This window comes from Nocardioides sp. 1609 (genome assembly GCF_004522105.1).
Taxonomy (GTDB): domain Bacteria; phylum Actinomycetota; class Actinomycetes; order Propionibacteriales; family Nocardioidaceae; genus Nocardioides.
Map to the genome: position 1 here is coordinate 55664 of NZ_SPUJ01000007.1, position 21584 is coordinate 77247.

Sequence of the window (21584 nt, forward strand, 5' to 3'; positions counted from 1 at the left end):
CGTGAGCACGACGCCGGACGGCGAGCCGGAGGCCTCACCCGCCGACGCGTTCCCGGCCCCCGAGGCGCGGTGGCACTACCGGCGCTCGCTCGCCAGCCGCGTGACGCTGCTGACCACGATCGCGGTCGGGATCGCGGTCGCGGTGCTGTCGGCCGGCGTCTACATCACCGCGCGGATCCAGCTGCAGTCGCAGCTCGACGACTCCCTGGAGGACCGCGCCCACGCGACCGCCAAGGAGTTCCGCAACAGCGGCAACATCTCGCTGCCGAAGTACCTCGCGAACGCCTCGGACGTCCAGCTGTACCGGGTCGCCGCCGGCGACGGCGGCACCGGACCGCCGCTCAACGAGACCGACCTCCCGCTCAAGGCCGGTGACCCCGAGATCGCGGTCGCGGCCGGCGAGCTCGACCTGAGCGTGCGCACCCTGGTCGTCAACGGCGAGGAGCGGCGGGTCGTCGCGGTCCCGATCGTGGAGGGCGAGGCGCTCGTCATCACCGAGTCGCTCGACGACCAGCGGGAGGTGCTGGCGCGCCTCGGCGGGGTCAGCCTGCTCTTCGGCCTGCTCGGCGTCCTCGGCGCCGGCATCGCCGGGTGGGGCGTCGCGCGCAACGGCCTGCGACCGGTCCGCCGGCTCACGACCGCCGTCGAGCAGATCGCCCGCACCGAGGAGCTCGACCCCCTGCCCGTGGAGGGCGCCGACGAGGTGGCCCGCCTGGCGACGGCGTTCAACGCGATGCTGGTCTCGCTGTCGGCGTCCCGCGACCGCCAGCGCCGGCTCGTGACCGACGCCGGGCACGAGCTGCGCACCCCGCTCACGTCGCTGCGCACGAACGTCGACCTCCTCACCCAGGCCGACCACGACCAGAAGGCGATCGACCCGCAGGCCCGCGTCGAGCTCCTCGACGACATCCGCGCGCAGATCGACGAGCTCACCACGCTCATCGGCGACCTCACCGAGCTGGCCCGCGACGAGCCGCTCGCGCCGGTGGTCGGCGAGATCGACCTCAGCGAGGTCGTCGAGATGGCCGCCGCCCGGGTCCGGCGGCGCGCGATCGACGTGACCTTCGACGTCGTCACCGACCGCTGGTACGTGGTCGGCGAGGCCGGCTCGCTGGAGCGGGCCGTCACCAACCTGCTCGACAACGCCGCGAAGTGGAGCCCGTCGGGCGGGCGGATCACGGTGCGGCTGGGGGCCGGCGACGGCGTCGGCGTCCTCACCGTCGACGACCAGGGCCCCGGCATCCCCGAGGACCAGCGCGAGAAGGTCTTCGACCGGTTCTGGCGCACCGAGGAGTCCCGCTCGATGCCCGGCTCCGGGCTCGGGCTGTCGATCGTGCGCCAGGTCGTCGAGCGACACTCCGGGTCGGTCACGGCGACCGAGTCCCCCGGCGGGGGTGCGAGGCTGGTCCTCGTGCTCCCTGGACGACCCGATGCGTAGCCGCCCGATCGCCGCCGCGGCCGGCCTGCTCGCGCTCACGGCCGCGCTGGCCGCCTGCTCCGGCGACGACGAGCCCGCCGGTCCCCGGCCGACGATGCCGACCGAGGCCCCCGCCCTCTGGAACCCCTGCGACGGCCTCGACACCGCCGCGGTCTCGACCGCGTTCGGCGCCACCTTCGACACCCGCACCGGCACCGCCGAGTCGCCCCTGTGCTCGTTCACGCCGCAGGAGGACGGCGGCCCGGCGATGGACGTCAACTACCAGCTCTTCGCCGGCTCCCTCGACGACCTGATGAAGACCTTCGGCGTGCTGGCCGAAGGTGCGACGACCGAGGTGACCACGCCCGAGGTGCCCGACGCCGACGACGTCCGGCTGATCGTCGACGTCACCGCCGACGACACCCTCGCCGTCACGGCGTTCGTGCAGACCGGCGACCTGGTCCAGGTCGTCAACGCCCTCGACCCGTCGCCGTTCGACCGCGCCGCCGTCGTCCGCGGGGTGCGCACGGTGATGGCCGGGCTGGCCACGCACGCCGCCGAGTCCGACCTCACCGGCTGAGCGCCGAGCGGCCCGCGGGCAGAGCCCTCGGCCGGGCCCCGGGCGGGTTCACCGGGCGTGCTTCACCGGGCGTGCATCACCGGGCGTGCCTCACCGGGCGTGCATCACCGGGCGTGGTTCACCGGGCGGCCTGGTCGAGCGCGCGCAGCAGCCGTTCCGCCTTCAGCTGCGCCTCGGCCCACTCGCCGTCCGGCTCGGACAGCACGGTGATCCCGCCGCCGGTGCCGAGCGTGTAGCGGCCGTCGCCGGCGGTCACCAGGCTGCGGATGACGACGCCGAGGTCGGCGCGACCGTCGGCCGAGACCCAGCCGAACGCGCCGGCGTACGGACCGCGGGGCGTCGCCTCGACCTCCTCGATCACCTGCATCGTGCGCAGCTTCGGCGCCCCGGTCATCGACCCGGCCGGGAACAGCGCGCGGAGCGCGGCCATCGTCGAGACGTCGTCGCGGAGCCGGCCGCGGACCGTCGAGACGAGCTGGTGCACCGTCTCGTAGGACTCCACCGCCATCAGCGCCGGCACCGTGACCGTCCCGACCTCGCAGACCTGGGCCAGGTCGTTGCGCAGCAGGTCGACGATCATCAGGTTCTCGGCGCGGTACCTCGGGTGCGTCGTGAGCTCGTCGCGCAGCGCGTCGTCCTCCTCGGCCGTCGCGCCGCGGGGGGTGGTGCCCTTGATCGGCTTCGTCTCGAGCACCCGGTCGGCGCTCACCAGGGCGTACCGCTCCGGGCTCGACGCCAGCAGCCACGCCCGCGCCCGCGGCACGTCGTGCTGGAGGAACCCGGCGTACGGCGCGGGGTTGAGCGCGCGGAGCCGCAGGTAGGTCGCCGCCGGGCCCGCCGGCGCCGCCGGCCCGGCGCGCTCGAGCCGGTGGGTCAGGTTGACCTCGTAGGTGTTCCCGGCGTGGAGGTGCTCCTGGACGCGGTCGAACGCGGCGGCGTAGGCGGCGGGTGGGGAGTCGGGGTCCCCCGTGGACCGGGGGCTCCCGGCGTTCCCGGGCACGTCGCCGCCCCGGGACGGCCGGACCTCGCCGGGCGGGTGGTCGTACATCCGCACGTGCGAGGGCCGCATCCACACCGCGTCGGGCAGCGTGGGATCGGGCGGGGCCGGGAGGTCGGGGCGGGCGGCGTACCCGAGGTAGCCGAACCACTGGCCCTCCCCCGTCGCCAGCTCGGCCTCGAGCACCGCGAAGACGTCGTCGCCGACGACCGTGCCGACCAGCGCGCCGCCTGCGTCGCCGGCGACCCAGCGGGTCACCTCGCGCCGGGCCGCGGAGTAGGTGAGGGACACGTCGTCGTCGTCCAGCCAGCCGAGGACCGACCGCCGTCCGGACCACTCGCGCGCGCCGCCGCCGTCGAGCCAGAAGCAGCGCGGGTGCGTGGCGGCGACCGCGGCGAAGGCGGCCGCCACGTCCGCCGGGTCGAGCACGTCGTCCGCGCCGCGCGGGGAGCCCGCGTCGCTCATCGAGCACCCGCCAGGAAGTTCGCGACCAGCGCGGCGCCGTGCCGCGACAGGATCGACTCCGGGTGGAACTGCACGCCCTCCAGCGGCAGGGTCCGGTGCCGCACGCCCATCACGACGCCGTCGCCGGAGCGGGCCGACACCTCCAGCACCTCGGGGACGACGACCGCCGCGAGCGAGTGGTAGCGGACCGCCTCGAACCCGTCGGCGACGCCGGTGAAGACGCCGCGCCCGTCGTGGTCGATCCGGGCGACCTCGCCGTGCGCCGGCCGGACCCGCTCGACCCGCCCGCCGTACGCCGTCACGAGGCCCTGCATGCCGAGGCAGACGCCGAGCACCGGGCGCGTCGCCGCGGCCAGCACGGCCCGCCCCACGGCGAAGTCCGCGGCGTCGTCGGGGTGCCCGGGCCCGGGTGAGAGCACCACGTGGGAGTAGGCCAGGACGTCGCGCGCGGCGACCTCGTCGTGCTGGACGACGGCCGGCAGCGAGCCCGTCACCGCGGCGACGAGGTGCACCAGGTTCCACGTGTACGAGTCGTGGTGGTCGACCACGACGACGTCCGGCGCAGGGCTCACGGGGAGCCACGCTATCGGCGGTTCGAAGCACACCTTCCTGGGTAGGTTTAGGGGCGTGAGCATCTACCTCGTCCTCGGCATCGCGGGACTGGTCGTGCTCGCCTTCTCCCTGGTCGTCGGAGACCTGCTCGGCGGCGTGCTGCCGGGGCTCGACGCGCTCTCCGGCGACTGGTTCTCGACCGAGGTCGTCGGCTCGTTCGTCGCCGCGCTCGGCTTCGGCGGCCTGATCGCCGAGCAGGCCGGAGCCCCCGGCGCGGTCACCCTCGGGGTCGGTCTCTCCGCCGGCATCCTCTTCGGCGCCCTCGGCGCCGCGCTGACCCGCCTGGTGCGCGGCGGCGCCACCGACCACACCCCGGCCACCGACGACGTCGTGGGGCACGAGGGGCTGGTCGTCTCCGGCATCCCGGCCGACGGCCTCGGCAACGTCCGGGTCTACCTCGGCGGCCACACGATCAGCCTCAACGCCCGCGCCGACGTCGTCCTCGACGCCGGCACGCGGGTGCACGTGACCGGTGTCCTGTCACCGACGGCCGTGACGGTCGCCCCGGTGTGGAACGCGCTCCCGAGCACCGACTCCTGACCACCGCCCGGCCCTGTCGGACGTCCACCCCCACCACCGACCACCGACGCCGCACCACCGACGCCGATCGCCGGCACTGCCGGGCAGCCACGGCACCCCAGACCCCGACAGAAGAGAGATCCCCGTGTTCGACTCCGCCCTCGGCGCCATCATCGGCCTCGTCGTCCTGCTCCTGCTCGTCGTCCTCCTGGTCACCAGCCGCTACAAGGTTGCCGGGCCCAACCAGGCGTTCATCATCACCGGCCGCAAGGGCAAGGCCGTGCTCAACCCCGAGACCGGCCAGCTCAGCACCGACCTCTCGGGTCAGAAGGTCGTGCTCGGCGGCGGCGTCTTCGTCATCCCGTTCGTGCAGAAGCAGGCGACCCTCGACCTGTCCAGCCGGCGGATCTCGGTGCAGATCCGCGGCGCCGTCTCCGGCCAGGGCATCAAGCTGAACGTCGAGGGCGTCGCGATCGTCAAGGTCGGCGGCAACGCCGATCAGATCCGCCTCGCCGCCCAGCGGTTCCTGAGCCAGCAGCAGGACGTCGAGGCCTTCACCCAGGAGGTGCTCGCCGGTGCGCTCCGCTCGATCGTCGGCGGGCTCACCGTCGAGCAGATCATCCGCGACCGTGCGGCGTTCGCCCAGCGGGTCGCCGACGAGTCCGAGAACTCGCTCACCGGGCAGGGCCTGATCCTCGACACCTTCCAGATCCAGGACGTCACCGACGACGGCAGCTACCTCGCCGACCTCGGGCGTCCGGAGGCGGCGCGGGTCAGCCAGACCGCCCGGATCGCGGAGGCCAACGCCCGTCAGGCCGCCGAGCAGGCGCAGATCGCCGCCGAGCAGGAGATCGCGGTCGCCCAGCGGACCCTCGCCCTCAAGCAGGCCGAGATCAAGGCCGAGACGGACGCGGCCTCCGCCCAGGCGGCGGCGGCCGGACCGCTCGCGCAGGCCGACCGAGACCAGGCGATCCTCACCGAGCAGGAGAAGGTCGCGGTCCGGCAGGCGTCGCTGACCGAGCGCCAGCTCGAGACCCAGGTGCGCAAGCCCGCCGACGCGGCGCGCTACAAGCTGGAGCAGGAGGCCGAGGCCAACCGCAACGCCGAGATCGCCGGGGCCGAGGCCCGCAAGGCGGCCACCATCGCCTCGGCCCAGGCCAAGGCCGAGGAGGCCCGGCTGTCGGGTGAGGCCGAGAAGTCGCGACGCACCGCGCTCGCCGAGGCCGAGGCCATCGAGGGCGCCCGGCGCGGTGAGGCCGAGAAGGCCCGTCGTGTCGCCGAGGCCGACGCCACCCGCGCCGAGGGTGAGGCCACCGCGGCCGCGACCCTCGCCATCGGGCACGCCGAGGCCGAGGCGATGGACAAGCGGGCCGAGGCGTTCGCCCACTACAACGACGCCGCGGTGCTGCAGATGCTGATCGAGGTGCTCCCGCAGATCGCCCGCGAGGTCGCCGCCCCGATCGCCGCCATCGACCAGCTCACCGTCGTCTCCACCGACGGCGCCGGCGCGCTGCCCAAGCAGGTCACCGACAACGTCGTCCAGACCCTGTCGATGCTCAAGACCACGACCGGTCTCGACCTCGAGGCGCTGATCAAGAAGTCGGTCGGCGGCGCCGCCGGCGCGATCGGCGGCTCGACGGGCGCCGACGGCTCCCGCTCCACCTCGTCGTCGTCCTGACCCCGACGCCGACCCGTCGCCGATAGGTGACGGGTCAGTCTGGGATCTGCGCTGACCCGTCGCCGATAGGTGACGGGTCGGTCCGGGATCTGCGCTGACCCGTCGCCGATAGGTGACGGGTCGGTCCGAGATTGACGCTGACCCGTCGCCGATAGGTGACGGGTCAGCGTGGTCCTAGAGCAGGGAGCCGACGATCTCGTGGAGGAGGTCGTAGCCGCGCTCGGTGAGGATCGACTCGGCGTGGAACTGGATGCCGCGGTAGTGCGGGCCGGCCAGGTGGTGGACGTCGCCGGTCTCGGGGTCGACGTCGACGCGGACGCCGTCGGGCAGGGTGTCGTCGGGGCCGACCCGGCCGACGAAGGTGTTGTAGAAGCCCACCCGCTCGGTGCGGCCCTCGAAACCGATCGCCGACTGGGTGCCCTGGAAGACGATGTCCTTGTAGGCCAGCGGGATGCCGAGCTCGTGGCACAGCGCCTGGTGGCCCAGGCAGACGGCGAGGAACGGCGCCCGCCTGGCCAGCAGCCAGGCGACGGCGTGCCGCAGCTTGGCCATCTTCGGGTCGTCGTCGTCGCGGGGGTCGCCGGGCCCGGGACCGACGACCACCAGGTCGGCGCGGTCGAGGCACCCGGCCTCGTAGTCGGCGTGCTTGACCACGGACGACGTCAGGCCGAGGACGCCGAGCACGTGGCGCAGCATGTTCACGAAGTCGTCCTCGCCGTCGAGGATGACGACGTGCTTGCCGGCCAGCCGCGGGTCGGGCGGCGAGCCCATCTGGTCGCGCAGCCAGAACGCGCTGAGCCGGCGGTTGCGGGCGTTGAGCGCGAGCAGGACGTCCTCGTCGGCGACGAGCTCGGCCAGGTTGGTGCTCGGCACGGGTGCCGGCGGCACCAGCCCGAACGCCGACAGGATGCCGCCCGCCTTGGCGTGCGTCTCGGCCACCTCGTGGGCGGGGTCGGAGTCGCGCACCAGCGTCGCGCCCGCGGTGACGGTGAGCCGGCCCTCGAGGTCGACGTCGGCGGTGCGGATCACGATCGGGCTGTCGACGACCGCGCCGCCGACCTCGTCGCGCCCGAGGATCGCGAGCGCCGCGCCGTAGTACCCGCGGCCGACGCTCTCGTACTGCTTGATGAGCCGGCAGGCGTTCTCGACCGGTGACCCGGTGACGGTGGCGGCGTACATGGTGTCGCGCAGGACCTCGCGCGGGTCGCGGTCGGTGCGGCCGGCGAGGAGGTACTCGGTGTGCACCAGACGGCTCATCGGCTTCAGGAACGGCCCGAGCACCTGGCCACCCTCGTGGCAGATGTCGCACATCATCTTGAGCTCCTCGTCGACGACCATGAAGAGCTCGTAGATCTCCTTCTCGTCGTGCAGGAAGTCGAGGAGCTGCTTGCGGGCGTCACCCCCGTCGTCCGCCGACGGGATGCGGAAGGTGCCGCTGATCGGGTTCATCCGGACGTCGCCGCCGTGCACGCTGACGTGCCGCTCCGGGCTGGCACCGATCAGGTAGCGGTCGCCGGTGAAGAAGACGTAGGTCCAGTAGGCACCGCGCTCGCGCTCGAGGAGGCGGCGGAACACCGCGAGCGCCTTGTCGCGGCCCCAGTCGGCGACCTGCGCCCGGTAGTGCCGACCGATGACGAGGTTGGCGCCCTCGCCCTGCCCGATCTCGTCGGCGATGATCGAGCCGACCAGCCGGCCGTACTCCTCGTCGTCGGTCTCGAAGCCGCCGCGGTCGGTGAACTCGACCGGCACCTCGTCGATCGCGTCGATCACCTCGGCGACGGAGAACTCGCGCTCGGTCGCGATGTCGACCACGACCAGCGGGGTGCCGTCGTCGTGCGCCTCGAAGCCGCGCTCGGCGACCTGGCGGAACGGGATCGCCACCAGCCGGTCGGCGATGTGGCCGTCCTGCGGGACGCCCTCGTCCAGCGGGACGTCGAGGATCGAGGCGACCTCGGTGCGCGCACCGCCGACCAGGCCCACGGTGTCGCGGTCGCCCGCCCGGGTCGAACGCCGGATGATCGCCCAGGCCTCGTGCTCCGCGAGCGCGTCGATGGCGGCGCGGACGTCCGGCGACGAGGGGGGTGTGGTCATGGCGGAACTCTAGGAGAGGCCGGGGACGGCGCCGAGCGCGGATCAGACCCCGAGCGCCACGAACGCCGTCGCGGTCGGGTCGCCCGGCGCCGCGGCCCGGACGGCGTGCAGCGCGGCGCCGGGGTCGAGGCCGGCGTCCAGGTGGGCGTGGAGGTCGACCATCAGCGCAGCGGTCGCGGCGTCGTCGACCTCGGCGACGCTGCAGACGAGGCCGGCGGTGCCGAGCGCGAAGAGGGCCGAGGCGAGGCCGAGGAGCTCCTCGGCGCCGACCGGCGCGAGCACGCCGGACTCGCAGGCCGAGAGCACCACCCGGTGCGGGGCGACCCGCAGCCGCTCGAGGTCGTGCACGGTGAGCGGGCCGTCGGCCAGCTCGAGGGCGGAGAACAGCGGGCTGTCGGCACGGAACCTGCCGTGCGCCGCGACGTGCGCGAGCCGGGCGCCGTCGAGGGCGGTCATCGACGCGGCGACGGTGGCGTCCGCCCCGTCGAGCAGGACGGCGTCCGGGCGCCGCTGCGCGAGCACCGGCACCTCGGCGCCGCCGGTTCCGAGGCCGGGCCCGGCCAGCAGGACGACGTCGCCGGGGCGCGCGGCGGGCACCGGCACGGCCCGCGCCCGCAACCACTGCGCGGCCGACGGGACGACGGCGAACGGCCGCCCGGCCAGCGCCGGCAGCAGCGCCCACGGGACGCCGTGCAACCGGCTCGTCGGCGCGACGGTGACCGGGCCCTCGGGCAGCAGCCGGGCGGCCGGCCCGAGGATCGTGTCCTGCAGCCGCTGCCCGAGGTCGCCCGGCGCGAACGGCCTCCCGCGCGCCGCGCGCCGCAGCACGAACGCCGCCGAGCCGGTGAGGGCGAGCGCGTCGGCCGTCGTCCCGGCGACCGCGCGGCGGACCCTGCCGCGGTGCACGACGATGACGTGCACGACGCCGTCGACGTCGACGAGCTCGACCAGGCAGCCGTCGCCGACCTCGGTGACGAGGTGGTCGACGTCGAGGTGCTCGGCCACGGCGACCGCCCCGGACTGCCGGTGGTGCTCGGCGCGCACGGCCCGCTCGAGACGGCGGCGTTCCTGGTCGAGCTGGTCGGTGGGCTCACCGCCGGCGCGGGCCTCGGCGAGGCGGCGTCCGTTGTCGCGCAGGGCCGCCAGCGACGGCAGCACCGGCTCGTCGCCGGGGGTGACCGGCGGCTGGGCGAGCGCGGTCGCCCGCCACCGCTCGCTCCACCGCAACAGCGCGCGCGGCCCGCCGGCACCCGCCGCGGCGTGCCGCAGCGCGAGCGCCGCCAGCTCGCTGCCGTGCCCGGTGGCCAGCGCGCGCAGCTCGGTGCTGCCGAGGGTGGTGCGGTGCTCGTCGAGCGCGTCCAGGCCGCGCGCGCAGGCCCGCAGCACGCCGCCGCTGTCGCCGTCGTCGTCGCGGGCCAGGGCGGTGGCCCACCAGCCGCTGGCCCGGACGAGGGCGGGGCGACCGGAGCGGTAGGTGGCGGCCGCGGCGAGCAGCGCGGACCGTTCGGACGACGCCGACCGCTCGGCCGCCAGCGCGAGCGCGAGCGGGGCGTCGTCGATCCGCTCCGCGTGCAGCAGCGCCGCGACCTCGCGCGCCTCCCGGTCCCACCGGACGCCCCGCTCGCCCCGCCGGGCCCGCACCAGCACCAGCCTGGCCTGGGCCTCGGCCCAGGTGTTGCCCAGCCGGCGGTAGCCGTCGCGGGCGGCGCGGGCGAGGACCGCGGCCTCCGGTCGCTCCTCGACCTGCACCAGCGCCGAGGCCGCCACGAGCTCCAGCGCCGCCCGGTCCATCGGGTGGACCGTCGTCCCCGCGAGGGCCTCCCGGGCCACCTCGAGCGCCTCGCGGGGCAGGCCCGCGGCCCGGAGCGCGCGGCAGCGGGTGACGGCCAGGTGCGGGCGCGGGCGCCCGAGCCGCAGGTACTCCGCCGCCACGCCGTCGAAGATCGCGAGCGCCCGGGCCAGGTCGCCGTTCGCGACGGCGATCTCGCCGAGGTTCTGCTCGGCCCACAGCGGCTCGAGGGGGTCGTCGTCGGGGGTGAAGAGGGCGATCGCGTGCCGGGTGTGCTCCGCCGCGGCGTCGAGGTCGCCGAGGGCGAGCTCGACGAGGCCGAGGTGGTGCAGCGTGCGGGCGTGCCACAGCCGGTCGCCCTGCTCGGCGAAGGCCCGCGCCGCCCGCAGCATCTCGTCGTGCGACTCCGCCCGGCGCCCGACCCACAGCAGCGCCATCGAGCGACGCAGCCGGGTGCGCGCGGTGGGGTGCTCCACGTCGAACGTCGCCCGGTCGAGCTCGTGCAGCCCCCGCCGGCGCTGGCCGGCCTCGACCAGGGTGAGTCCGTAGGTCGCGCGGACGTCACTGATCAGCGCCGCGTCGCCGATCGCGGTCGCGGTGAGGACGGCGCCGCGCAGGTCCCCGAGGGCGAGGTCCGGGCTGCCCCGGTCGCGGTGCACGATGCCCAGGGCCTGGAGGGCGCGGACCCGGCGCTCCGGTGACGGGGACGACCCCAGCACCGCGCGCGCCCCCCGTTCGGCCGCGTCGGGGTCGTCGAGCGCGAGATCGACGAGGTCGACGTCCGACATGCCCACCTCGGACCTCCTGTCAACGCTCGTCCGGGCCATTTACCGGCCCCCGCGTGGCTACTAGCGTCGGGGCACGACGCCGGGTCGGTCGCCGGTCCCGGCACATTGTCATCCTTCGCACCTGGAGCGTCCATGGCCGAGCCGCGCAGACCGCACCTGTTCTCCCGGATCGCCGGCGCCGTGCGCGGCGTCCGGCCCCGGGGCGCCTGGTGGCCGCCCCGGCTGCCGGGGCTGCCGGGGCGGCCGCGCGTCGTCCGCGACCAGGACGCCGAGATCCGCCGGATCCAGCTCCGCATCCTGGTGGACGCCCTCGACAAGACCGGGGGCGTGGCCCTCCACGAGGGCAAGGGCGACGACGACTCCTACCTCTACCGACCGGACGAGGTGCTCACCCTGGCCGACGAGGTCGACCGCGTGGAGTCGTTCTTCCGGGAGCGCGCCGAGGAGTTCGCCGGCGCGGTCCGCACCATCGAGCGGATCGGCGACGTCCGGCGCCTCTCCCTGCCGGCCCGGCGCGACGCGCAGGGCGTGCCACAGACGCTCGACGAGCTCGACGAGGCGCTGGGCGAGGGCGTGGTGCGTCCCGACCACGTCCTCTACGTCACGCCCGGCGGGTCCGGGAAGCTGTGCCCGGCCGACGAGCCCGAGACCTGCGGCGTGGCCGCCCCGGTCCCGGGGCTGAACCCGGACGCCGGCGCCGGCCGGGGGGTCAGGGTCTCGGTCGTCGACACCGGCTGGTGGGAGCCGGCCGGCTCCAGCGACACCACGCCCTGGTTGAAGGGCGTCCACGGCGACGTCGAGCACGTGGACCCCGCCGCGATCCACCCCTACGCCGGGCACGGGACCTTCGTCGCGGGCGTCGTCCGCTGCCTGGCTCCCGGCACCGAGGTCAAGGTCGAGGGGATCATGCCGCACGGCGGTGCGTGCTACGAGTCCGACATCGCGCGGGAGCTCAACGAGGCGCTCAGCGACCCGGACCGCCCGCAGCTGATCTCGATCTCGGCCGGCACGTACACCCGGCGCAACCTCGGCCTGCTCACCTTCGAGGCCCTGTCCCGCGCGTTCGACCTGGTCGAGGGCGAGAAGGCGCCGCTCGTCGTGGCGGCGGCCGGCAACGACACCAGCACCCGGCCGTTCTGGCCGGCGGCCTACCCGTGGGTGGTCGGGGTGGGGTCGCTCGACAGCGGTGGCGTGGTCTCCCACTTCTCGAACGTCGGGCCGTGGGTCGACGTCTACGCCCACGGACGCGACCTGGTCAACGCCTACCCTGTCGGCCGCTACGTCTGCCACGAGCCCCCGCACCGCGGCGAGGTCCGCCGCTTCGACGGCATCGCCCGGTGGAGCGGGACGTCGTTCGCGACCCCCGTCGTCACGGGCTCGCTCGCGGCCTACATGTCGGCGCACGGCGTCCACGCGCGGAAGGCCCACGCCGACCTCGTCGCCGCCGGCCGGCACCTGCACGACCCGCGCGCCGGCGACATCGTGGCGCTCGGGCCGCCGTTCGTCTGAGCCGGCACCGGTCCCGCCGCCGGTGCCGCGCCCGGAGGGCCGGAGCCCCGTCGTCGGGTCAGCCGACGTGCCAGTGCCGGCGCACCAGCTCGGCGCGCGCCTCGTCGTCCTTGTCGACCTTCTTCATCAGCGCCCGGTCCTCGTCGGTGCGCAACCGCTCGAGGACGGCGTCGACCAGGGAGGCGGGGAAGACGCCGTCGGCCTCGAACCGGTCCCGGACGGCCTCGAGCGCGTCGGCCGACTCCGAGCACGACGCCGGGAGCTGCTCGAAATCGTCGTGGTCGGCGGTGTTGAGCCGCTCGGCCACCTCGAGGCTGTCGGGGTCGGCGAGCCCGGCCCGGGCCGCGACCGCCATGCCGGCCAGGAGCAGGTGGACGTCGGCCGAGCCGTCGGCGAGGCGCAGCTCGATCGTCTGGGGGTGGACGGCCGGCTCCGGGACGGTCTCGGTGCTGCCGGGGTTGGCGTGCGCGACCATCGCGGGCAGCACGTCGCCGACCCAGGCGAGCGGCACGCGCACCAGCCCGGTGCGGTCGGTCTCGCCCCAGCAGATCCCCTCGGGCGACTCGTCGCCGTCGCTGAAGCGCAGGTAGGACGTCGACACGGTGTTGCCGAAGGCGGTGAGGGCCTTCGCCGCGGTCAGGTAGCCGGCGACCAGGCGCCGGCCGGTGTCGTCGATCCCGTCGGCGTCGACGATCGCGCTCGCCCCGTCGCGGACCAGCCGGCTGTGGACGTGCAGGCCGCTGCCCGCGCCCTCACCGCTCACGGACGGCGCGAAGGTGGCCTCCAGACCGTGGGAGTAGGCGACCTCGCGCACCACCCACTTGGCCAGGACGAGGGCGTCCGCCGCCTGCTCGACCGGCACCGGCCAGAACTCGATCTCGTGCTGCACCAGCTGGCGCTCCTCCTCGAGGATGTTCCCGACCTCGCCGTGGGCGTACTTCATCCGCACGCCCATCGCCGCGAGGTGGCCCAGGACCTGCTCGCGCACCTGCTGGCCCTTCGAGAACGGCATCGACTCCTGGTAGCCACGCTCCTCCTCCACGGGGAAGACCGGGTCGACGTCGCCCACCAGGTAGTACTCGAGCTCCCCGAAGGCCTCCAGCACGCACCCGGTCTCCGCGGTGAGCACCTCGGCCGCGCGCCGCACGATCTGCTCGCCGGCGTACGGCAGGGGCGCGCCGTCCTCGCCGTAGAAGGAGCAGAGGACGTCGAGGGAGGTCCGCTCCCCGAACGGGTTCAGGAAGGCCGTGCGGTGCCGCGGCACGATGTAGACGTCGCTCGCGTCGGTGGCGGTGCCCTCGAAGACGCTGGAGCCGTCCACCCGCTCCCCGCGCACCAGGACCTCGAGGACGCGGGCCCGCGACTCGACCGGGAACGCGATCGTCTTGAGCCGGCCGTCGCCGCCGAGGTAGCGGAGGTTCACCTGGCGCAGGTCGAGCTCCTCGACCGCCCGCACCAGGTCTGCTGCGGTGAAGTCGGACGCCGGCTTGTCGAGCAGGCGGACGAGCGGGTGCGGTTCCAGGGGGTCGATGGGCATGGCTCGTTGTACCAGTACCGGTCGACCGAAGGGGTGGCTCACCCGCCGTCCGCGTCGGGCCGCGCCGCAGCGCAGGGTCGGCCCGAGAGGGTCAGAGGACGACCCACGGCGTCGTGAGGGTGCCGGCGACGAACCTGGCCGGGCCCGGAGCGACGTCGGTGAAGCGGAAGAAGCCCGACGGGTCCACCTCGGCGGAGGTCTCGGCCCCGTCGGCGCGGCGCAGCAGCACCACGGCGGCGACGGTCCCTCCGTCGGCTTCGCGCACGACCTGGCCCAGCACGGTGTCGCCGTCGACCTCGAGCTCGAGGGTGACGTCGCCGTTGCCGTAGGAGAGCGTGCGGGCGGCGTCCGGGACGCCGGCGGAGCGGACGGCGCCGGACTCGAGGGCGGAGTCGTGGAGCAGGTCGGCGAGCTCGGCGTCGACGGTGCGCCAGGTGAAGGCGGCGCGGGCGGCCTCGCGGCGGCGGGCGGTCACGACGGCCTCCTCGGAGACGGCGCGGCCGAGCTCAGCGAGCAGCGCGTCGTCGTCGGGGCCGTCGGGGCCGTCGGGGCCGTCGGGATCGGGCCTGCGGTCATCGGAGCTCATGTCGGGACTCCTCCCAGGTCGCGCAGCGCGCGGGTCGCTCGCAGCTGGTCGAGGGCGCGGGCGCGGGTCGGGCCGATGCTCCCGACCGGGATGCCGAGCCGGGCGCTGATCTCGGCGTAGGCGAGGGGCGGGTCGGTGAGCAGCAGGAGCAGCAGCTCCCGCCGGGCGGCGGGGAGCTCGGCCAGCCCCTCGCGGAGCGCCTGGCGGCGTTCGAGGGCGAGCAGGTCGTCGCCGGCGACGTCGTCGGTGGCGACGTCGAGGGTGTGGTCCTCCTGGGGGTCCGCGACCCGGGTGCGTCCGCGGGCGGCCAGCACCCGCAGGCACTCGTGGCGGGCCGTCGTGCGGATCCAGCCCGGGAGGGCGGCCGGCTCGCGGAGCCCGTGCAGGTGCTCGACGAGGCGGAGCCAGACGGTCTGGCTGACGTCGTCGGCGTCGGCCTCGGAGAGCCGGTGCTGTCGGGCGATGGCCCCCACGAGGGGGAGGAACCGGTCGACGATCGCGTTCCACGCATCCTGCTCACCGTCCTGGGCTGCTGAGACGAGGTCGGTCAGGGGGTAGGACGCGTCCACGCGCATCGACCTCCTCCGCTCGGCGTCATCAGGGCACCCAGCGGCATCGTCTCGCAGTCAGGAGCAGCGGGCCACCGTCAGTGATACGTGGTGGACGACTTTCTCCTCCGGTGTATCACGGGCGCCGCCGGCGCCTCCTCACCTCGGACAGGCGACGAGGGACGTCGCCCCGACCGTGAGGACCGGCATGAGACACCACGAGACCCACGAGCGCACCCGCATCATCCGCGAGGTGGAGGCCGTCGCCGTCGTCGACATGACCGGCCACCTCCCGTGGAAGGCGAGCTGGGCGGCGCACTTCGGCGACCGCGAGGGCCTCCTCGAGGCGTTGCGCGAGCGGTGGGAGCGGATGTGCGTCGTGCAGGGCGGGCCGGACGGCCACCAGCGGCTGCGTCGCACGCACGCCGGGATGCTGCGCATCCTCGCCGCGCACGAGCCGGTCACCACCGAGCCGCGGCGGCTGGCCGGCTGAGCCGGGCGGCCCCGCACCTGCGTGTCCCCGGGGTCAGGGGGACCTCCGGGGACACGCAGCACCCTCAGCTGACCGTGGTGAGCAGCTGGGTCGCGCGGGTGAGGACGACGTACAGCGTCGAGCGGCCGGTCAGCGACTCCTCCTCGATCTCCTGCGGGCGGACGACGACGATCGCGTCGAACTCCAGCCCCTTGGTGTCGAGGCCGGTGAGGACGACGACGCGGTCCTCGCCCGACGGCGTCACCGAGGAGTCGACCGCGGCGCGGGCGCCGCGGGCGTCGTCGGCGAGCTCGGGCCACGACGCCAGCCACGCGTTGACCTCGGACCGGCGCGCCACCGGGACGACGACGCCGACCGTGCCGCCGACCTGGCCGGCCACCTCGACGACGGCCTCGCGGACCGAGGCCTCGAGCTCGGCCGCGCTGCCGGCCGGGCCGACCCGCTTCGGCTCGACGCCGGTGGAGCGGACCGCCGTCGGGAGGTCGACGTCGAGGCCGACCCGCTCGGCGTACGCCGCCGCGAACGCGTAGATCTCGGCGGAGTTGCGGTAGTTGGTCGAGAGGTGGAACTCGTGCAGCTCCTTGCCGGCGAGCGCCTCGGCCCGCGCCTCGGCCGACTCGGCCGGGACCGGCCACGACGACTGGGCGGGGTCGCCGACGATCGTCCAGGACGCCGTGCGCCCGCGACGGCCGACCATCCGCCACTGCATCGGCGTCAGGTCCTGCGCCTCGTCGATGAGGACGTGGGCGAACGGGTCGTCGTCGATGGAGTGCGTCGGCGCCGTCCACGCGCGCCCGGACGGGGCGTACTCGCGGTCGGAGGCCGTCATCAGCTCCTGGATGTCGACGCCGCCGTCGATCAGCGCGATCGGGTCGTCGCGCTCGTCGTCGGCGCGGGCCGGGACGTCGCCCAACGCGTAGCGCAGCTCGTCGAGCAGGGCGACGTCGGCGACGGAGAGGCCGGCGCCCGTCGCGCCGCCGTCGTCGCCGAGGCCGGCCCACGACTTGAGCAGCAGCCGCTGCTCCTCGGGCGTGACGACGCCCTCGCCGACGCGGGCGAGCAGGTCGGGGTCGCGCAGCCAGCCGAGCACCTCCGGCGCGGTGACCGGCGGCCACCAGGCCAGCACGAAGTCGAGGAAGTCGTCGTCGCCGAGCATGTCCTCGTCGAAGGCCTCCCGACCCCGGTCGCGGCCGCGCTCGCCGCGCACCTGGCGCCACATGGCGTCGAGCAGCGTCGGCGTGACGCGCGGGAGCTGCCGGTTGCGGCGACCCTGCGACATGATCTGGCGGCGCAGCCGCCCGAGGAGGCCGCGGTCGAGCACGATCGTGGTGTCGTACCAGAACACCCGGTACGAGGTCGGGCTGCCGGGCGCCTGCTGCCGCGCCGTGCGGCGCATCAGCTCGGCCATCCGGACCGCGCCCTTGATGTCGGCCACCGCCGGCTCGTCGTGCCGGGTCGCACGGACGCCGTCGACGACCTCGCCGAGCGAGCGCAGGGCCACCGCGGTCTCGCCGAGCGAGGGCAGGACCCGCTCGATGTAGCGCATGAACACCCCGCTCGGGCCGACGACGAGGACGCCACCGGACTCGTAGCGGCGCCGGTCGGTGTAGAGCAGGTAGGCCGCGCGGTGCAGCGCGACGACGGTCTTGCCGACGCCCGGGCCGCCGGAGATGGTGGTGACGCCGCGGCTGGGCGCGCGGATCGCCTTGTCCTGCTCGGCCTGGATCGTCGCGACGATGGAGTGCATGGTGCGGTCGCGGGCCCGCGACAACTGGGCCATCAGCGCGCCCTCGCCGAGGATCGGCAGGTCGTCGGTGTTGCCCTCGGCGTCGAGGAGCTCGTCCTCGACGCTGGTCACCGTCGTGCCGGCCGAGCGCAGCACGCGGCGGCGGACGACGTCCTGCGGGGTGGCCGCCGTGGCCTGGTAGAACACCGCGGCCGCGGGTGCGCGCCAGTCGATGAGCAGGGAGTCGCGGTTCTCGTCGCGCAGGCCGATCCGGCCGACGTACCGGGGCTCCGGGTCGAGCTCGGGGCGCAGGTCGAGGCGCCCGAAGACCAGCCCCTCGTGCGCGGCGTCGAGCTGCGCGATCCGCTTGGCGGCCTGGAAGACCATCGCGTCGCGCTCGACGAGGCCGCCCTCGTGGCCGAGTCGCCCGCGTTCGTGTCCTTCGCGGGCCAGCTGCTGCGCAGCCCTGCCCGCGTCCTCGAGCTGGCGGTGAACGCGGTCCACGAACCGTTGTTCGCGCGCGATCTCCTGCTCGACGAGCTCTTCTGTCACCGACTGCCCTCCACTGGCCCCGAATCCGGCAAGTTGTCCAGTCTACAAAGGTTTCGGCGGCCGTGGTGACCGGTTCACCGCGGAGGGGCCCGACCGGGGCGGCGGCGCTGGCGGGTAACTCACCGTTCGCACTGCTCACCCGCCCGAATTCGGGCGGGTGAGTGCGAGCAACGGTGAGTTACCCGCCCCCGCCGGCTCACCGCCCCGGGCGTGCCAGGAACGCGTGCATCGCCTCGCGCGCGGCGTCGGAGCCGAAGAGCCGGGCCGACAGCTCGGCCATCTCGTCGGCGTCCGCCTCGATCCGGGCGAGCAGGTCGCGGGCGAGGAGGGCCTTGGTCTCGCGCAGCCCCTGGGGGGAGCCGGTGGCGAGCTCGGCGCACACGGCGTCGACCGTCGCGTCGAGGTCGTCGGCGGGGACGGCGCGGGTCACCAGACCCATCGGGACCGCCTCGGCGCCGGTGAAGACGGCGCCGCTCAGGGCGGCGTACGCCGCGGCGCGGGACGTCAGGCGGGGGAACACGGTCAGGGAGATGATCGCGGGCGCCAGGCCGAGCTTGACCTCGGTCAGCGCGAAGGTGGCGTCCTCGGCGGCCACGACCACGTCGGAGGCGGCGACGATGCCGATGCCGCCGGCGCGGGCCGCTCCCCGGACGACCGTGACGACCGGCTTCGACATGCCCACGACGAAGCGCTGCAGGTCGACGATCGCGCGGGTGCCGGCCGACATGCCCTCCGCGGCGGCCTCGGCGAGGTCGGCGCCGGAGCAGAAGACCCGTCCGCTCGAGACCAGCCGGACGACGCGGACGTCGTCGTCGGCCTCGGCCCGCGCGAGCCGGTCGGCCAGCTCGGTCACCAGCTGGCGCGACAGCGCGTTGCGGTTGTGCGGGGAGTCGAGGGTGATCGTCGCGACGGGGCCGTCCACGCGGTGGTGGACGAGCTCGTCGTGGACGACGTCCCCGGCGGGTGTCGTGGCCATGGCGGCCATCCTGCCGCACCCGGTGGTCGGCTCCGGCGCTCCGACCCATCCGGCGGGCCCGTCGGCGACGAACACCGCCCATGGCCACCTCCCGTCCCACCCGTCGTCTGTACGCCCTCTTCGGCCTGGTCTCGACCCTGGTCGGCATGGGCGTGGGCCACCTGACGGCGTCGCTGCTCACCCCGGACTCGTCCCCGGTGCTGGCCGTCGGCTCCGGGGTGATCGACCGGACCCCGGTCTCGCTCAAGGAGTGGGCGATCAAGAACTTCGAGTCCGACGGCTTCAGCATCGGTCCGATCGACTTCGCGGCCCGCAACTACGACAAGATCGTGCTGGTCGGGTCGGTCTTCGTCGGCGTGCTCGTGCTCGCCCTGGTCGCCGGTCTGCTGGCCCGCCGCAGCTTCGCGCTCGGCGCCGGCCTGCTCGTCGTCCTGGTCGCCGTCGCGGCGGGCGCGGTGCTGACCCGGCCGATCGTCGAGCCGCTGGACGTCGTCCCGAGCCTCCTGACCGCGCTCGCCGGCGTCGGCGCCCTGTGGTGGTTGCACCGCACCGCGCTCGGCCTGCCGCTCGACCCGCGGGCCCGCTCGAGCGTCGAGGTCGCCAAGGCCGAGGGCGCCCGGGCCGCCGCTGCCGACCGCACCGGCGAGCCCACCGTCGACCGCCTCTCCGAGGGCCCCGTCGCGGCCCCCGCCGACGCCGACGCCGACACCCGCCCCAGCCGGCGCGGCGTGCTCGTCGTCGCTGCGGTCCTGACGGCGTCCGCCGCCGTGCTCGGCGGCGCCGGCAAGTGGATCATCGGCCTGCGCGGCCGGCCCGAGGACATCACGCTCCCCGAGCCCACGTCCGCCGGCGCCCTCGGGCCGCTCCCCGAGGGGCTCGAGGCGAAGATCAAGGGCATCACGCCCCTGCAGGTGGCCAACGGCGACTTCTACCGCGTCGACACCCGCCTCGACACCCCCGTCGTCTCCTCCGAGGACTGGACCCTCACCGTCGACGGCGACGTCGAGAACAAGCTCGAGATCAGCTTCGAGGAGCTGCTCGACATGCCGATGGTCGAGCGCGACATCACCCTGACCTGCGTCTCCAACAGCGTCGGGGGCAAGTACGTCGGCGGCGCCCGCTGGCTCGGCGTGCCCCTGATGGACATCCTCGACCGGGCCGGCATCGGCAAGGACGCCGACCAGATGATCGCCACCGACTTCGACGGCATGACCATCGGCACCCCGATCGACCTGCTGCGCGACGGCCGTGAGCCGCTGCTGTGCATCGGCATGAACGGCGAGCCGCTGCCGCGCGAGCACGGGTTCCCCGTCCGGGTCGTCGTCCCCGGCCTCTACGGCTTCATCAGCGCGACCAAGTGGGTCACCAGGCTCACCATGACGACGTACGCCGACACCGAGTCGTACTGGACCGAGCGCAGCTGGGACACCCGTGCCCCGATCAAGCCGTCGGCGCGCATCGACACGCCCCGCGCGCTCACCACCGTCGACGCCGGCAAGGTCAACGTCGGCGGCGTCGCCTGGGCCCAGGACAACGGCGGCGTGATGAAGGTGCAGGTCAAGGTGGACGGCGGCGACTGGGCCGACGCCGAGCTCGGTCCCGACGTCAACAACGTCTACTGGCGCCAGTGGTACCGCGAGGTCGAGGTCGAGGGCGGCCAGCACACCATCTCGGCGCGGGTGGTCGACGGCGACGGGCAGCTGCAGACCGACGTCCAGGCCGCGCCGTTCCCGGGCGGCTCGAGCGGCATCCACTCGTTCTTCTTCACCGCCGCCTCGTAGCTCCGGCGGCCGCCACCGCACCCTCACGCCGGGCGTGGTGGCAGGCCCCGCCGTCGAGAGCGCGCAGGGCCTCCGGGCCCGGGAAAAAAACTCCAGAACTCGTCCCGATCCGGGCAATCCGCCCGGACCGGGCCACCGAATCACTCACGTCATTCCACTCAACGGAAGGTCCCACCCCAATGAAGCTCAAGACCCTCCGCCGCGGCACCGCCGCTGCGGCCGTGCTCACCCTCTCGATCTCCCTCGCCGCCTGCGGCTCGGAGGACGATTCCTCCGACGACAACGCCGGTGACACGAGCTCGGCCCCGGCCGAGACCGAGTCGGAGGCGCCGCCCGCCGAGGACACCCCGTCCGAGGACTCGGGCGCAGAGGCCGGCGGCGAGTTCGACGCCGTCTTCGGTCCCGCCTGCAGCTCGCTGCCCGCCGAGGGCGAGCCCGGCTCGCTGACCGGCATGGTCGTCGACCCGGTGGCCACCGCCGCCGGCACCAACCCGCTGCTCGAGACCCTCGTCACCGCCGTCGGCGCCGTCGACGGTCTCGCCGGCACCCTGAACGACGCCCCGGCGCTCACCGTGTTCGCCCCGGCGAACGACGCCTTCGCCGCCATCGACCCGGCCACGCTCCAGGGCCTGCTCGACGGCGCCAAGGCCGACGGCGCGCAGAGCGACCTGGCGACGATCCTGTCGCACCACGTGCTCGGCGAGAACCTCGACCCGACCGCCGTGGTCGGCGAGCAGCCGACCCTGATCGGCGACAACCTGACGATCTCCGGCGACCCGGAGGCCGGCATGACCGTCTCCGACGGCAAGGTCGAGGCGAAGGTCCTCTGCGGCGGCATCCCGACGGCCAACGCCACGGTCTACGTCATCGACTCGGTGCTGACCAACGCCATGCCGACGTCCTGACCAGTTCACCTCTCGACTGACAGGGCAAGATCAGC

At 74.6% G+C, this 21584-nt stretch carries 17 protein-coding genes; 8 read left to right on the top strand and 9 right to left on the bottom strand.

All coding sequences use genetic code 11. From position 1 onward, the window contains the following. Position 1 precedes the first annotated feature (1 nt). Both E4623_RS18925 and E4623_RS18930 read left to right on the top strand, forming a co-directional pair. On the top strand, positions 2 to 1438 hold the full coding sequence (locus E4623_RS18925) for a HAMP domain-containing sensor histidine kinase (RefSeq protein ID WP_134768140.1): 1437 nt from the start codon (positions 2 to 4) through the stop codon (positions 1436 to 1438). Continuing rightward, positions 1431 to 1997: a hypothetical protein gene (locus tag E4623_RS18930; protein ID WP_134768141.1), complete on the top strand. Its 567-nt coding sequence runs from the start codon at positions 1431 to 1433 to the stop codon at positions 1995 to 1997. Before E4623_RS18925 ends, E4623_RS18930 begins: the two co-directional genes overlap by 8 nt. Positions 1998 to 2115: 118 nt before the next feature. On the opposite strand, the gene E4623_RS18935 is transcribed toward E4623_RS18930, so the two are convergent. Then, positions 2116 to 3459 (bottom strand): anthranilate synthase component I family protein, encoded by a 1344-nt coding sequence (locus tag E4623_RS18935; protein ID WP_134768142.1) that lies wholly within the window; start codon positions 3457 to 3459, stop codon positions 2116 to 2118. After that, a complete protein-coding gene (locus E4623_RS18940; protein ID WP_245155172.1) occupies positions 3456 to 4031 on the bottom strand; it encodes an aminodeoxychorismate/anthranilate synthase component II in 576 nt (191 codons plus the stop codon). Before E4623_RS18940 ends, E4623_RS18935 begins: the two co-directional genes overlap by 4 nt. A gap of 55 nt (positions 4032 to 4086) precedes the next feature. On the opposite strand from E4623_RS18940, the gene E4623_RS18945 reads away from it, so the two are divergent. Together E4623_RS18945 and E4623_RS18950 are read left to right on the top strand one after the other, a co-directional pair. Continuing rightward, a complete protein-coding gene (locus tag E4623_RS18945; protein ID WP_134768144.1) occupies positions 4087 to 4611 on the top strand; it encodes a hypothetical protein in 525 nt (174 codons plus the stop codon). 124 nt (positions 4612 to 4735) lie between these two features. Further along, positions 4736 to 6268 (top strand): flotillin family protein, encoded by a 1533-nt coding sequence (locus E4623_RS18950; protein ID WP_209020769.1) that lies wholly within the window; start codon positions 4736 to 4738, stop codon positions 6266 to 6268. A 174-nt stretch (positions 6269 to 6442) separates the two neighbouring features. Here the strand turns inward: E4623_RS18950 and E4623_RS18955 are convergent, their stop codons facing one another. Both E4623_RS18955 and E4623_RS18960 read right to left on the bottom strand, forming a co-directional pair. After that, positions 6443 to 8359: a chorismate-binding protein gene (locus E4623_RS18955; RefSeq protein WP_134768145.1), complete on the bottom strand. Its 1917-nt coding sequence runs from the start codon at positions 8357 to 8359 to the stop codon at positions 6443 to 6445. A 42-nt stretch (positions 8360 to 8401) separates the two neighbouring features. Continuing rightward, on the bottom strand, positions 8402 to 10936 hold the full coding sequence (locus tag E4623_RS18960; RefSeq protein WP_134768146.1) for a CHAT domain-containing tetratricopeptide repeat protein: 2535 nt from the start codon (positions 10934 to 10936) through the stop codon (positions 8402 to 8404). 132 nt (positions 10937 to 11068) lie between these two features. On the opposite strand from E4623_RS18960, the gene E4623_RS18965 reads away from it, so the two are divergent. Then, entirely contained in the window at positions 11069 to 12445 is a 1377-nt protein-coding gene (locus E4623_RS18965; RefSeq protein ID WP_134768147.1) for a S8/S53 family peptidase, read from the top strand. Positions 12446 to 12503: 58 nt separating this feature from the next. On the opposite strand, the gene E4623_RS18970 is transcribed toward E4623_RS18965, so the two are convergent. The 3 genes from E4623_RS18970 to E4623_RS18980 all read right to left on the bottom strand — a co-directional run bounded on the left by E4623_RS18970 (position 12504) and on the right by E4623_RS18980 (position 15143). Then, the gene (locus E4623_RS18970) at positions 12504 to 13982 is read right to left on the bottom strand and encodes a glutamine synthetase family protein (protein ID WP_134768148.1); all 1479 of its coding nucleotides are present in this window, start codon (positions 13980 to 13982) and stop codon (positions 12504 to 12506) included. Positions 13983 to 14073: 91 nt separating this feature from the next. Further along, positions 14074 to 14568 carry a hypothetical protein gene (locus E4623_RS18975; RefSeq protein ID WP_134768149.1) on the bottom strand — a complete coding sequence of 165 codons (495 nt, stop codon included), beginning with the start codon at positions 14566 to 14568 and terminating at the stop codon, positions 14074 to 14076. Further along, entirely contained in the window at positions 14565 to 15143 is a 579-nt protein-coding gene (locus tag E4623_RS18980; RefSeq protein WP_134768150.1) for a sigma-70 family RNA polymerase sigma factor, read from the bottom strand. The genes E4623_RS18975 and E4623_RS18980 overlap by 4 nt, the downstream gene beginning before the upstream one ends. 181 nt (positions 15144 to 15324) lie before the next feature. On the opposite strand from E4623_RS18980, the gene E4623_RS18985 reads away from it, so the two are divergent. Next, entirely contained in the window at positions 15325 to 15609 is a 285-nt protein-coding gene (locus E4623_RS18985) for a hypothetical protein (RefSeq protein WP_134768151.1), read from the top strand. A gap of 64 nt (positions 15610 to 15673) precedes the next feature. On the opposite strand, the gene E4623_RS18990 is transcribed toward E4623_RS18985, so the two are convergent. Together E4623_RS18990 and E4623_RS18995 are read right to left on the bottom strand one after the other, a co-directional pair. Then, positions 15674 to 17887, bottom strand: a complete 2214-nt coding sequence (locus E4623_RS18990; RefSeq protein ID WP_134768152.1) for a UvrD-helicase domain-containing protein — start codon at positions 17885 to 17887, stop codon at positions 15674 to 15676. Positions 17888 to 18083: 196 nt separating this feature from the next. After that, a complete protein-coding gene (locus tag E4623_RS18995) occupies positions 18084 to 18863 on the bottom strand; it encodes an enoyl-CoA hydratase-related protein (RefSeq protein ID WP_134768153.1) in 780 nt (259 codons plus the stop codon). An 80-nt stretch (positions 18864 to 18943) separates the two neighbouring features. Here E4623_RS18995 and E4623_RS19000 point away from each other — a divergent pair, with 80 nt between their 5' ends. Both E4623_RS19000 and E4623_RS19005 read left to right on the top strand, forming a co-directional pair. Beyond that, a complete protein-coding gene (locus tag E4623_RS19000) occupies positions 18944 to 20644 on the top strand; it encodes a molybdopterin-dependent oxidoreductase (protein WP_134768154.1) in 1701 nt (566 codons plus the stop codon). 179 nt (positions 20645 to 20823) lie between these two features. Beyond that, positions 20824 to 21549 (top strand): fasciclin domain-containing protein, encoded by a 726-nt coding sequence (locus E4623_RS19005; protein WP_134768155.1) that lies wholly within the window; start codon positions 20824 to 20826, stop codon positions 21547 to 21549. Positions 21550 to 21584: the final 35 nt, after the last annotated feature.